The sequence below is a fragment of the Pseudomonadales bacterium genome (genome assembly GCA_024234435.1).
Classification (GTDB): Bacteria; Pseudomonadota; Gammaproteobacteria; order Pseudomonadales; family Porticoccaceae; genus JACKOF01.
Window position 1 is genome coordinate 1419374 of record JACKOF010000001.1, and the last position, 13406, is coordinate 1432779.

The 13406-nt window shown below is 49.4% G+C and carries 8 protein-coding genes and 1 tRNA gene; 5 read left to right on the forward strand and 4 right to left on the reverse strand.

Going from position 1 to position 13406, the window contains the following annotated elements; all coding sequences use genetic code 11:
* Positions 1-105: 105 nt before the first annotated feature.
* The 5 genes from map to H7A02_06630 all read left to right on the forward strand — a co-directional run bounded on the left by map (position 106) and on the right by H7A02_06630 (position 8877).
* Entirely contained in the window at positions 106-876 is a 771-nt protein-coding gene (gene map / locus H7A02_06610; protein ID MCP5171917.1) for a type I methionyl aminopeptidase, read from the forward strand.
* Positions 876-3596, forward strand: coding sequence for a [protein-PII] uridylyltransferase (gene glnD / locus H7A02_06615; protein ID MCP5171918.1), 2721 nt, complete (start codon positions 876-878; stop codon positions 3594-3596). Before map ends, glnD begins: the two co-directional genes overlap by 1 nt.
* A 95-nt stretch (positions 3597-3691) precedes the next feature.
* On the forward strand, positions 3692-4888 hold the full coding sequence (gene dapC, locus H7A02_06620; GenBank protein MCP5171919.1) for a succinyldiaminopimelate transaminase: 1197 nt from the start codon (positions 3692-3694) through the stop codon (positions 4886-4888).
* Positions 4888-5541 carry an endonuclease III gene (nth, locus tag H7A02_06625; protein MCP5171920.1) on the forward strand — a complete coding sequence of 218 codons (654 nt, stop codon included), beginning with the start codon at positions 4888-4890 and terminating at the stop codon, positions 5539-5541. Before dapC ends, nth begins: the two co-directional genes overlap by 1 nt.
* A gap of 159 nt (positions 5542-5700) precedes the next feature.
* On the forward strand, positions 5701-8877 hold the full coding sequence (locus H7A02_06630; GenBank protein MCP5171921.1) for an EAL domain-containing protein: 3177 nt from the start codon (positions 5701-5703) through the stop codon (positions 8875-8877).
* A 111-nt stretch (positions 8878-8988) separates the two neighbouring features.
* Here the strand turns inward: H7A02_06630 and H7A02_06635 are convergent, their stop codons facing one another.
* The 4 genes from H7A02_06635 to H7A02_06650 all read right to left on the reverse strand — a co-directional run bounded on the left by H7A02_06635 (position 8989) and on the right by H7A02_06650 (position 13109).
* The gene (locus H7A02_06635; GenBank protein MCP5171922.1) at positions 8989-9426 is read right to left on the reverse strand and encodes a PaaI family thioesterase; all 438 of its coding nucleotides are present in this window, start codon (positions 9424-9426) and stop codon (positions 8989-8991) included.
* A gap of 10 nt (positions 9427-9436) precedes the next feature.
* On the reverse strand, positions 9437-10033 hold the full coding sequence (locus H7A02_06640) for a hypothetical protein (protein ID MCP5171923.1): 597 nt from the start codon (positions 10031-10033) through the stop codon (positions 9437-9439).
* Between the two features lie 701 nt (positions 10034-10734).
* Positions 10735-10811, reverse strand: a tRNA-Arg gene (locus H7A02_06645).
* Between the two features lie 69 nt (positions 10812-10880).
* Positions 10881-13109, reverse strand: coding sequence for an NADP-dependent isocitrate dehydrogenase (locus H7A02_06650; protein MCP5171924.1), 2229 nt, complete (start codon positions 13107-13109; stop codon positions 10881-10883).
* Between the last annotated feature and the right edge of the window lie 297 nt (positions 13110-13406).

Below are 13406 nucleotides of genomic sequence, written 5' to 3' on the forward strand. Positions count from 1 at the left end.
CGCCAAAAATCAGACAAAACCCCGGAAACAGAAAGTCAGGATGACTTTTCAAGGTTTGAGTAGTTACAATAGCCGCCCCTCCAGAAGCGGGTTGGAATCCTACTCATGTCTGTTCACATAAAAACAGCTGACGAAATCGAAAAAATGCGTGTTGCCGGGCGAATGGCTGCAGAGGTCCTCGAACTGATAGAACCGTACGTCGTACCCGGTGTAACGACAGCAGAGCTGGACCGGATATGTCACGATCACATTGTCAACGTTCAGAAGGCCATCCCCGCCTGCCTGAATTACCGTGGCTTTCCAAAATCCATTTGTACATCCGTGAATCAGGTTGTCTGTCACGGCATTCCCTCTGAGAAAAAAACGCTTAAAAACGGGGACATTATCAACATTGACGTAACCGTTATTTATGACGGGTACTACGGCGACACCAGCAAGATGTTTTGCGTAGGCAAAGTGGCAGAGCACGCTATCCGTTTGATCAGTGTCACCCAGGAATGCCTCTATAAAGCCATACAACTGGTAAAGCCTGGCTGTCGACTTGGCGATATTGGCCATGTCATTCAGCAACATGCGGAACAAAATTATTACAGTGTGGTTCGCGACTATTGCGGCCACGGGATTGGCAATGAATTCCACCAGGAGCCACAGGTTTTACACTATGGCAAACCCGACACGGGTATGACGCTCAAGGAAGGCATGACTTTCACGATCGAGCCCATGATCAACGCAGGTAAGTATCAAACCAAACTCAAGAAAGATGGCTGGACAGTTGAAACCCGGGATAATCGCCTGTCTGCCCAGTGGGAACACACCCTGGCCGTCACAAGTGACGGTGTTGAAGTACTGACTGCACGCAGTGAAGAAAACTTTTAATGCGTGATAACAAGACCTTATTGTTTTTTGACGAAACACGTTTTCTCAAAGCACTGGACGCCGCCAGGCGTCCCATCGACATCATTCAGACATTTAAGGATGCCATTGGCGCCGCAAATACCCACTTCGATAACCGCTTTCTGGAAGGTGAAGAACCGGACAGCCTGATTCATGAACGTTCTCAATTCATGGATCATATGCTGCAACACGCCTGGAACCAGTATCAGTGGGATAAAAATATCGCCCTGCTCGCTGTCGGCGGTTACGGCAGGGGCGAACTGCACCCTCAATCCGATATTGATTTGATGCTGCTGATTCGGCGCGGCAGTCCCCAGCGCTATCAACAAAGCATTGAAAGCTTCCTGACTTTCCTGTGGGATATCCAGCTAAAAATCGGCCACAGTGTTCGCTCACTCGCGCAGTGCGTGGAAGAAGCAAAAGCGGATATCACCGTTGCCACTAATCTGATGGAAACCAGAATCATCACTGGCGACGAAAAACTTCGTCAGTCGATGATCAATAAAACCGGCCCCAGAAAAATCTGGAGTTCAAAAAACTTCTTCCAGGCAAAACTGGACGAACAGATCGAGCGTCACAAAAAGCAGGGAAATACCGAATACAACCTGGAGCCCAACATCAAGGAAGCGCCAGGCGGCTTGCGCGATTTACAGATGATTAACTGGGTCGCTCGCCGACACTTTTGCGTTGATTCCATCGAAGAACTTGTGGGCAAGGATTTTTTAAGCCCTGATGAATACCTGCAACTACGCCGCGGCCAATCGTTCCTCTGGAAAGTGCGCTACGGGTTGCACCTGATTGCCGAGCGTCCGGAAGAAAAGCTCCTGTTCGACACGCAGCGAAAACTGGCCACCATGCTGGGTTATGAAGATGACGACGAAAGACTCGGTGTCGAGTACTTTATGCAACACTACTATCAGGTAGTACTCTCTATTCGCGAGCTCAATGATGTCATGCTGCAGTATCTGGATGAAACCATCCTGAAAAAAGACAGAGCCAGGCGAGTATATCCGCTGAATGAACGTTTTCAGGTTAGGGATCACCATATTGAAACTGTGGGTGAATGGGTTTTCGCCAAACACCCATCCTCGTTGCTTGAGATCTTCTGTCTGCTGGGGGAAAACGAAAAAATAATCGGTATTCGGGCCGCGACTATTCGTCAAATTCGCCAATACCGCAGACTGATCGATGACCGTTTTCGCAACAAGCCTGAAAACAAAGCCCTTTTTTTACGTTTATTGAAGTGTCCATACCAACTGAGCTCGCAGTTACAGCGCATGACTCGCTATGGCATTCTCGGCAGATACCTGCCTGAGTTTGGCAAAATTATTGGCCAGACCCAGCACGACCTTTTCCACCGCTATCCGGTAGATGCCCACACACTGATGCTAATCAGAAATATGCGCCGTTTTGATCGCCCGGAGATTGCTGAAGAGTTTCCGATCTCAGCCCATATCTACAAAAACCTGCCCAAACCAGAGCTCGCTTTTATGGCCGGGCTGTACCATGACATAGCCAAGGGTCGCGGTGGTGATCACTCCACTCTCGGCGCGATAGACGCAGCCAGTTTCTGCCGTCGACACGGATTACCGGAAGAGGAAGTAAAGCTGGTTGCCTGGCTGGTGGAAAACCACCTGCTGATGTCAAGTACATCACAGCGGTCAGACCTCTCTGACCCGGATGTCATTCACAAATTTGCCAGTATGATAGGCGAACAGATCCGTCTGGACTATCTCTATATTCTCACCGTTGCCGACATTACCGCCACCAACGAAAGCCTCTGGAATAACTGGAAAGGCTCTCTGATGCGCCAGCTCTACATGGAGACCCGCCGCGCCTTGCAACGAGGGCTGGAAAACCCGGTAGATCGCAAAGCCTGGGTTAACAGCATCAAGACAACCAGTATTCAGCAACTGGCAGAAATAGGGATTGACAAAGCTACGACAGAAGCTATCTGGGGAGATCTGGACGACGACTTTTTCGTGCGTGAGCGACCAGACGATATCATCGCTAATACCCTGGCGATCGCAAAACATCCGAACTCATCAGAGCCGTTGATCCTGATCGAAAATGTCGGCGTGGAAGTACCTGTTGCCACCCGGATATTCATTCACACGAAAGGCATCAGCAATGTTTTCCCAATAGCAGCGGCAACGCTGGATCAACTACACCTGAACATTCAGGATGCCCGACTCAACGCCGACAACAGTAATAATACATTCGACACTTTTTACGTACTGGATGAAAATGATGAGCCGTTCAGCCAGAACCCGGAAGTAGTCAGCAAGGTTCAACGCACGTTATCACATGCGCTACTCAACCCCGCCAGCACCACTTTCCGAATTCAACGGCACACCCCGCGCCAGCTAAAGCACCTAACCATGCGCACCCTCGCCAGCATAAGCAACGACCTTCATAAAAATGCCACGATTCTGGAAGTGATCACACCGGACAGGCCCGGTTTACTGGCGCATCTGGGGCGTATTTTTATGCGCTTTGGACTGCGTTTACTGGGTGCTAAAATTTCCACTTTTGGAGAGCGGGTTGAAGACGTGTTTTACTTGGTCGACAACGACTACCAACCCCTGAGTAATGCGGCTTTTTGCGAACGCTTGAGCGATACTATCTGTCGCGAGCTTGACGCCCGTAACAAAGAGGATATTGAAGGCGAACCCCTGCAAAAAATGAAACTCTGGCAGTAAACAATCTTCGCGAAGAGTTGTGGTAAACACGACGAAGAGAGAACGTTCGTCAATGAAGTTAAATAAAAAACAGTAACCGAGTAAACATCAAGCACATGAATCCCAATCTGGAAAAACTGCATCGCTACCCGTTCGAGAAGCTCAATGCACTGAAAGCCGGGATAACACCTGTAGACAAGCCACACATCGCGCTATCAATTGGCGAACCCAAGCACCCGCCCCCCACCTTTGTCAAACAGGCCTTAATTGATCACATTGAAAAACTCTCGGCTTACCCGACCACAAAGGGAATCCCTGAACTTCGCCAGGCCATAGCCCATTGGCTGAATCATCGGTTTGCACTCACCAGCATAGATGCCGACACGCAGGTACTACCTGTTAACGGTACACGTGAAGCGTTGTTCGCCTTTGCGCAAGCCGTTGTCACACCATCAAACGATGCTCTGGTCGTCATGCCCAATCCTTTTTACCAGATCTACGAAGGTGCAGCGTTGCTGGCAGGCGCACAACCCCATTATTTAAATTGCACCGAGGAAAACCGTTTTGTACCGGATTTTAACGCCGTCAGTGCCGATATATGGCAGCGTTGCCAGTTGCTTTACCTGTGCAGCCCAGGCAATCCGACAGGTGCTGTACTGAGCACCGACATTCTAAAAAAGCTGATTGCACTGGCCGACCAATACAACTTTGTTATCGCCAGCGATGAGTGTTACTCGGAAATTTATTTTGACGAAAACCACCCGCCCACCGGATTGCTCCAGGCCTGTGCTGAAATGGGCCGCCATGATTACCACCGCTGCATGGTGTTCCACAGCCTCTCTAAGCGCTCCAACCTGCCGGGTATGCGCTCAGGGTTTGTCGCTGGCGACGCAGAAATAATGGAAAAATTTTTGCTCTACCGCACGTATCATGGCTGCGCCATGCCTGTACACACCCAACTGGCCAGCGCCGCCGCCTGGCGAGATGAACAGCATGTTCGTGAGAACCGTCAGCAATATCGTCAGAAGTTTCAGATATTTCAGGAAATATTGGGTAACACGCTTGCGCTTCAACAACCCGATGCCGGCTTCTATTTCTGGGCCAACACCCGTTCAGCAGGAAAGGGCTGCGACCAACAATTTGCAACGCAGCTTTTCGCACAACAACATGTCACAGTATTGCCCGGTAGTCTGCTGGGTCGAGAGCACAATGGCAGCAACCCCGGCACAAACCGAATTCGCATGGCATTGGTCGCCTCTGTTGATGAATGCCGTGAGGCGGCACAGCGAATCAAGGCGTTTGTTGAAAGCTGATGCTCAAAAAAGAACGGTGTGAATTTATTCTCAGCAAGCTCAACGAGCTTTATCCGGACACCCCTATTCCATTGGATCACAAAGACCCATACACCCTGCTCGTTGCGGTATTGTTGTCGGCCCAGTGTACGGACGAGCGAGTGAATCAGGTTACCCCTCAGCTGTTCAGTCTGGCAGATAATCCGTTCGATATGAGTCAAGTCACCGTCGAGGCCATCTATGACGTTATTCGACCCTGCGGGCTTGCACCACAGAAATCCAAAGCTATCTTGGGCCTGTCCCGCATACTGGTTGACCAATACGCTGGCGAAGTACCCGAAGATATGGCACTACTGGAGAAACTGCCTGGTGTCGGCCATAAAACCGCCAGCGTGGTGATGTCCCAGGCATTCGGTCACCCAGCCTTCCCGGTAGACACTCATATCCACCGATTGGCCCAGCGCTGGGGGCTAACCAGCGGCAAAAATGTCACCCAAACTGAAAAAGATTTAAAGCGCCTTTTCCCGAAAGAAAGCTGGAATAAATTACATCTGCAAATTATTTATTACGGCCGGGAGTATTGTTCTGCCAGAGGCTGTGACGGTCGCATTTGCGAAATTTGCACCACCTGTTACCCCAACAGAAAAACCCCGTTCAAGGCAAAAAAAGCCTGACCCTTCAGCTTCCACTATACCCAGCAATATCGACAAGGTAATATGTCATCATCTTTTTCAGAGGCGATAACAGGGCTTGTAATTTGTTCAAAACAAATAAAATACTCTTATGGTAAATACACCTTTCTACTCCACAGCGAACAGACCTGCCGATAATTTATGAACAAACTGGCGTCTGGGATATGGAGCCGGATCAATCTGGCAACCCGATTATCACTACTCGTGACTCTCATCACCCTTTGTCTCGCCGTCGGCACCGCCTACAATGCTTATCTCAACATCAAACACAATGCCCGGGAAGAACTGGAAAAAGAACACCATCACCTGCTGGACACACTGACCGTGTTCGTACAGTCCTTCGCTGGCAGTAAGGAAAGCGGCCAAGAAAACCATCACATCGATATATCGGAATTAATTACTGCCTTTGGTGAGAGCACAGACATTACCAGCATCAATTTTGACTCCGATTCAACAGCAATCTCTATTGATCGAGATTTTGCCATCGACCTGAAAGCACCGCCGCTTTTCGCCCACTGGTTCGATCAGATGCCCGTTAGCCTGAGCGCCCCTCTGGTGATTAATGAAAAAGATTATGGAATCCTTAGCATTTCTATCTCTCCCAACCGCATCATCAATGAAACATGGGGCTATTACCGCCCTTTGCTGCAAACTTTTTGCATAGCCTTTGTCATATACCTGCTGGGTATCTGGCTTGTTCTGCACAGAGCCTTACGGCCAATAAAAACGTTGGTCTCCGCCACCAAATTTGTTAGCCAGGGGGATCTATCAACCCGGGTACCGGTAATCGGCAGTCCGGAACTGCGCGCTCTGCTTGCCGCCTTTAACCAGGCCACCTCCAGCTTTCAGTCAACCATGACGGCATTACAGGAAAGCGAATCCCGCTTCCGCCAGCTCTCTGAATTACTGCCACAGCTGGTGTGGACCTGTGGTCCCGACGGTTCATGTGATTACCTTAACCGCCAATGGCTGGAATTTACCGGTATACCAGAAGATCAGCAATTGGGTTCCGGCTGGCTGAAACAGCTTCACCCCGATGACCGCCGCGCAGCTCTGATTAAGTGGAAGAGTGCCATCAGCTCAGGCGCAGACTTCAGGATGGAATACCGGATTCGTCACAGAGGCGACCAATACCACTGGTTCGACATACAGGCCATACAGCTGCGCAACGCTAAGGGCGATATCGTTAAATGGTTTGGTTCAAACACCGATATCAATGAACGAAAAAACGCCGAACTGCTACTACGCAGCAATGAGCAACAATTGAACCTGGTGCTCGAAGGCGGCAACCTGGGGTTCTGGGATTGGGATATCCCCTCTGGAACAGTACACCGCAACCGCATTCTGGCCGAAATACTAGGGTATAGCTATGGGCAGGTTCAGCTCACCGCCGAACACTGGTCCGAGCTTGTACACCCGGATGACAAACAACGCGCATGGCAATCCATTCAGGATGCGGTTAAAGGGATAACCGCTGTTCACAAGCAAACCTATCGACTCCGGACCAGAGATGGTAATTACAAGTGGATACTGGATCGCGCCAAAGTGGTACAGCGCGATGCCAACGGAAAAGCCGTGCGCATGACTGGCACCTACTCTGACATCACTGAACAAAAGCTGGCCGAAGCAGAACTGAAAATTGCCGCCATCGCATTTGAATCACAAGAAGGCATGATGGTGACGGATGCACAGAACAACATCCTTCGCGTAAACAGCGCTTTTGAAACCATTACCGGTTATTCGCAAGAGGAAATCAGAGGGGAAAACCCCAACATTCTCAGTTCCGGCAGGCATGACGATGAGTTTTATACCACTATCTGGAAAAGCATCTCTGAAAAGGGTTCCTGGGAAGGCGAAATCTGGGATCGCCGCAAAAACCGGGAAGTCTATCCGGCCTACCTGAGAATTACGGCTGTCAAGGATACTGCAGGAACTATTACCCACTACGTGGTTACATTTATCGATATCAGCCAGAACAAGGCCGCCGCCGACGAAATCAAAAACCTGGCATTTTATGACCCGCTGACCCAACTGCCTAACCGGCGCCTGCTGGTTGACCGGCTCAAGCAGGCGCTGGTCTCCAGCGCCCGAACCTCGCGCCATGGTGCCCTGCTCTTTCTGGACCTTGATCACTTCAAAGTGCTTAACGACACACTGGGACATGATTTCGGCGACATGCTGTTGCAGCAAGCGGCTGAACGCCTGAAGAACAACGTCAGAGACGACGACACCGTTGCCCGCATCGGTGGTGATGAATTCGTAATACTGCTGGAAGACTTGAGCAGTCTGCCTCTAATAGCGGGGAGTCAGGTTGAGTCCATCGGCAACAAAATACTTGACGCCCTCAACCAGGACTATCAACTCCATTCACACACCTACTACAACTCCGCCAGTATTGGTGCAGTACTGTTTCTAGGCAATGAAGCAGGCGTCAACGATCTGTTGAAATACGCCGATATTGCCATGTACGACGCCAAAAAAGTGGGGCGCAACACCTTCCGCTTTTTCGATCCCGTTATGCAAGAAGCCATCAATACCAGGGCCGACATGGAAAGAGACCTGCGCCAGGCACTTGATCAGCAGGAGTTTGAACTGTATTACCAGATACAAGTGGATACTAATGACCGACCACTGGGAGCAGAAGCACTGGTTCGCTGGAACCATCCGGAAAAGGGCTTGATTCCCCCCTTCGATTTCATCCCGCTGGCTGAAGAAACAGGCCTGATTTTACCGCTGGGACAGTGGGTCCTGGATGCCGCCTGTTCCCAGTTAAAACGCTGGAAAAACGATTCGTTGGCCCGTCACCTGACTATCTCGGTGAATGTCAGCCCGAAACAGTTTCACCATGCAGACTTTGTAGGGCAAGTCAAAGCAACGGTCGCTCGCCATGAGGTAGAACCACAACTACTGAAACTGGAGTTAACAGAAGGTATGTTGCTGGAAGATGTGGATGGCATCATTGTTAAAATGAGTGAATTGCGACAATACGGCATTCAATTTGAATTGGATGATTTCGGAACCGGCTACTCTTCGTTGCAGTATCTGAAAAAACTGCCTTTGCATCAGCTAAAAATTGACCAATCCTTTGTACGGAATGTTGTCACTGACGAAAGTGACAAATCCATCGTGCGCACCATTATTACCATGGCTCAAAACATGAACTTGGCTGTTATCGCTGAAGGTGTCGAAACAGAAGAGCAACGTCAACTGCTGATGGAAAGCGGCTGCTTCCACTTTCAAGGTTATCTGTTCGGGAGACCTGTACCCATTGACGAGTTTAATATGCTGATCAAAAAGATCGTCAGCGAGTCGTTTTAACCATCCATACACACCGCTGAAAGCGCACAGATGCTGCCAAAGCGAAAACGCCGATTGATTTCAGGAAAGCTGTACCGTCGACATCGAGAAAAATCAACTTCACCAGAATCATCAAAAATCATAACCATCAGCATCGACCAGCCTGGTTTTACTGCGCACAAAAATACCGTTGCCACGCCCTGCTTCCCGCCCCTCAGCATCGTACACAACTGCTTCGGCAATATACTGTGAGCGGGTTTTATTCACCACTTTTCCTACCGCTCGCAGCTTTCCACAGGAAACCGGTCGCATCATATAGGTAGTGAACGAAGCCGTCAGCAACATGAACTCCTTCTCAAACGAAATGGCCGCCAGATAAGCCGCATCGTCCAGCATTTTAAAATAGACAGAACCATGGGCCGCTCCCCCGGCATGGTGGAACTTCCGATCCAGCTCCATTTCAATCACCACTTCCCCTTCCGAAATCTCAAGCGTCGGCCTAAAAATTTCATTAATCGGTGCAGCAGCATACATCGCCGTCAAACCCCTGAAGTGTTGTGCAATATCCATAATACTCCCGTTATTCACTGCCCAAACTATCCACCGCTTTGCGACGGTAGCCGATCATCACCAACAAAAGCAAGCACGCCAGCCCCACCGCTAACGGAAACAGTACCGTAGTCAACGAGTAATGCTCCAACGCCAGCAGTACAAACAGATTCCGCACCAGAAACAGTACAAAAAACAATGCATTTTCCTGATACGGAAACGCATAGGATTTCCTGACTGTGGGTCCAAAACCGAGCAAGTCAACCGTCGTCAAAACAACCACAGCCCACAGGGGATTAGCCGTAAAATACCAAAAAGGCAATGAAGCCAGCGCCGCAGAAAGAAACAGCCAGTCCGTTGTGGTAATTGATATATCCCCGCGTTTTACAAACGCCAGAAACGCAATAAAAATAGTCACCGCTCCGGAAATGCCAATCGGCCAGGCGCCAACACCGCCACCCCCTTCAAGCTGGGCAAAGAACACAATACCCGTGGTAATTCCCCATATCACCCACGAGAAGACATGCGGCCGGGTATCACCAACAAAAATGGAGCGAATATAGGGCACAAAGGCAACAAACGTTAAGGCAATCGCCAACCCACTAAGCACCCATTTAAACTCAATCATTATTCATCCCTGAGATTCAGGAGAGACAAATTCTACAGTAAAAATTATGTAGTCCGTTATTGGAGAAGCTCTCCTTTGGGACCATTACCACCGTTAAAGAGTGTGTTCAAACTAGGGTTGGTTTACTCTGAGCCTATTGATTAGATGGGAAATTGCAGCTTATTTTAAACACTACAGCGGCACCTAAACAGGCTTAACTTAGTGCCATTCGACTCTGACCCTATGATTCTGACCCTATGATTCTGCTCCGTCCGCAATTGCACGCTTGTCGTTCACTCTACGCTTTTTACTTGCGTCACGCTTGCGTCGGGTACGGCTAATGCCCGGTAACTTATTCAATAACGAATCACCCCACTTAGTAAGTTTGGCTGACGATTGCTGGCCTTTTTTCATTATTCGAGCCTCCGCTGCTTAGTATGCAATAACAATCAATCAATAGAATCAATAGAATCAATAGGGTCAGAGTAAACCTACCCTACTTTTTAGTCGTACCTGACCCTACTTTTTTTACTTTTTTGACCCTACTTTTTCCTACTTTTTCTGACCCTACTTTTTATTATGGCTCTTTAACCCCTGCAGGGCTGCGCCGCTTTGCCGCTTGCTCCAAACTCCTGCCGGAGTTTGTCGAACCTTTAACGGTTCAATCTTTTCAGAACTATAAATAGAAAAGCCCACCGCAAGGGTGGGCTTTTCTATTTTTATGGCGCACTCGGAAGGATTCGAACCTTCGACCGCTCGGTTCGTAGCCGAGTACTCTATCCAGCTGAGCTACGAGTGCGTGAGGCCGCGTAATATATTGATTAGCGGCTTTTGAGTCAAGTAAAACTGGCTGTTACCGGCAACAAATTCAGGCTGTTGCTTCAGCTAATATCCTGTTGAGCGTAGCACTGGCCCGCATCACTTCTTTCACTTGCTTGCGATCCGCGTGGAAGTAACCATCGATACCTGCCGGTCTGCCTTGTACGGCTTCAAGTTCACCCAGAATATTCCGCTCATTCTCTTCCAGCTGTTTAGCAAAAGGAGCGAATTGTGCTGCCAGCTCAGGATCCTCGGCTTGCTCTGCCACCGCCTGGGCCCAGTACATCCCCAGATAAAAATGACTGCCGCGGTTGTCCAGTTCGCCGGTTTTGCGCGAAGGTGACTTGTTATTTTCCAGCAGTTTACCGGTCGCCTGATCCAGTGTTTTGGCGAGTACTTTGGCTTTGGCGTTGTTGCTCTTGATGCCCAGATCTTCCAGCGACACTGCCAGCGCCAGAAACTCGCCCAGAGAATCCCAGCGCAGGTGATTCTCTTCCAGAACCTGCTGTACGTGTTTGGGGGCTGAACCACCGGCACCAGTTTCGTACATGCCACCACCTTTCAGCATGGGCACAATTGACAACATTTTGGCGGAAGTACCCAGCTCCATGATCGGAAACAGGTCGGTGAGGTAATCACGCAAGACATTGCCTGTAACCGAAATGGTATCCCTGCCGCGAATCAGCCGTTCCATGGTGCGACGAATGGCTTCCACGTAGGTCATAATACGGATATCGAGCCCTTTGGTGTCATGATCTTTCAGATAGCGCTCAACTTTTTTGATCAATTGAATATCGTGTGGACGGTTGCGATCGAGCCAGAAAATGGCTGGGGTGTTCGATTGCCGTGAACGGATAACGGCCAGTTTCACCCAGTCGCGCACAGGCTCGTCTTTGGTCTGGCAGGCGCGCCAGATGTCACCTTTTTTCACATCATGCTGCATCAATACATTGCCATCGGTATCAACGATGCGCATCACACCATCAGCTTGCATCTCGAATGTTTTATCGTGGGAGCCATATTCCTCTGCTTTTTTCGCCATCAAGCCAACATTAGGTACAGTGCCTATGGTGGTCGGGTCGAAGGCGCCATTTGTTTTGCAGAAGTTAATCATTTCCTGGTAAATGGTGGAATAGGTACTTTCCGGCATGACCGCTTTGGTATCTTTGGGTTTACCGTCAGGCCCCCACATTTGACCACCATTACGAATCATCGCAGGCATGGAGGCATCCACAATCACATCGCTGGGCACGTGGAGGTTGGTAATACCCTTCACTGAATCCACCATTGCCAGTTCCGGACGATTTTCATAGCAGGCGTGGATATCTTCCATGATTTCTTCGCGTTGGGAGCGAGGCAGTGACTGAATTTTCTCGTACACACTGCTCAGACCATTATTGGGATTGACACCCAGCTCCTTAAACTTTTCCCCGTGCTTTTCAAAAAGGTCTTTGTAGAACACGGTAACCGCATGGCCAAACACAATCGGGTGAGAAACCTTCATCATGGTGGCCTTCACGTGTAATGACCACATCACGCCTGACTCTTTGGCATCCTGCAGGGTATTTTCAAAAAATTCGCGCAAAGCCTTCACGCTCATGCGCATACTGTCAATAATTTCGCCCGCTTCCAGACTGAGTTCCTTTTTAACCGTCACCTCGCCTTTTGGTGTCACAAACTCAATACGCACATCAGTCGGCTTATCCATCGTGATTGACTGCTCGGCAGAGTAGAAGTCACCTCCCCTCATATAATCAGCATGAGAACGCGAAGCCATGCTCCATGGCTTCATGCTGTGCGGGTACTTGCGAGCATAGGCCTTCACCGCTGCGGGCGCTCGCCTGTCCGAGTTGCCTTCCCGCAAAACAGGGTTAACCGCACTGCCCAGCACTTTATTGTAACGTTGCTGTATATCCTTCTCTGTCTCTGTTTCCGGACTCTCGGGGTAATCCGGAATGCCATAACCCTGTGCCTGTAACTCGGCTATACAGTTTTTAAGCTGGGGAATGGAAGCACTGATATTAGGCAGCTTGATAATATTAGCCTGGGGATCTTGCGTCAGCTCACCCAGAAATGCCAGGCCATCCAGTACTTTTTGATCATCGTTCAGGTAATCGGAAAATACTGACAAAACTCTGTTGCCGAGAGAGATATTGGTGATTTTGACATCGACACCTGCCGCATTGGTAAAAGCGCGAACTATCGGTAGTAGTGAACAGGTTGCCAGGGATGGTGCTTCATCGGTAAGGGTGTAATAAATCGTCTGATTCTGGGTCACGAGCTATCCTATTAATTCTACTTTTGACTGAAACTTGAAACTGCTGGGAGAGGATACAGCGGCACTGTATTCTAAACCAAATAGGCCATCAGGTCAGCCGGGAAATCGGTTTTTAGGCAGAATCGCAACAGCCGTAAAGAAAAACTTCACAAAATTACCACCAGGCTATGTCTAAAAGGTGACGAAACTGCTATTTTCAGCAACAAATATGCGCTTTCATTAGTGTTAGCAGGCTCTGGTGTTTATCACAGGGTTTTGGCACTCTGGCACTAATCGGCTTTGATTGTGTCTGAGAAC

Excerpts from the sequence above, each read along its gene's own strand:
- map (MCP5171917.1), top strand. The coding sequence starts at position 106 with ATGTCTGTTCACATAAAAACAGCTGACGAAATCGAAAAAATGCGTGTT.
- glnD (MCP5171918.1), top strand. The coding sequence starts at position 876 with ATGCGTGATAACAAGACCTTATTGTTTTTTGACGAAACACGTTTTCTC.
- dapC (MCP5171919.1), top strand. The coding sequence starts at position 3,692 with ATGAATCCCAATCTGGAAAAACTGCATCGCTACCCGTTCGAGAAGCTC.
- nth (MCP5171920.1), top strand. The coding sequence starts at position 4,888 with ATGCTCAAAAAAGAACGGTGTGAATTTATTCTCAGCAAGCTCAACGAG.
- H7A02_06630 (MCP5171921.1), top strand. The coding sequence starts at position 5,701 with ATGAACAAACTGGCGTCTGGGATATGGAGCCGGATCAATCTGGCAACC.
- H7A02_06635 (MCP5171922.1), bottom strand. The coding sequence starts at position 9,426 with ATGGATATTGCACAACACTTCAGGGGTTTGACGGCGATGTATGCTGCT.
- H7A02_06640 (MCP5171923.1), bottom strand. The coding sequence starts at position 10,033 with ATGATTGAGTTTAAATGGGTGCTTAGTGGGTTGGCGATTGCCTTAACG.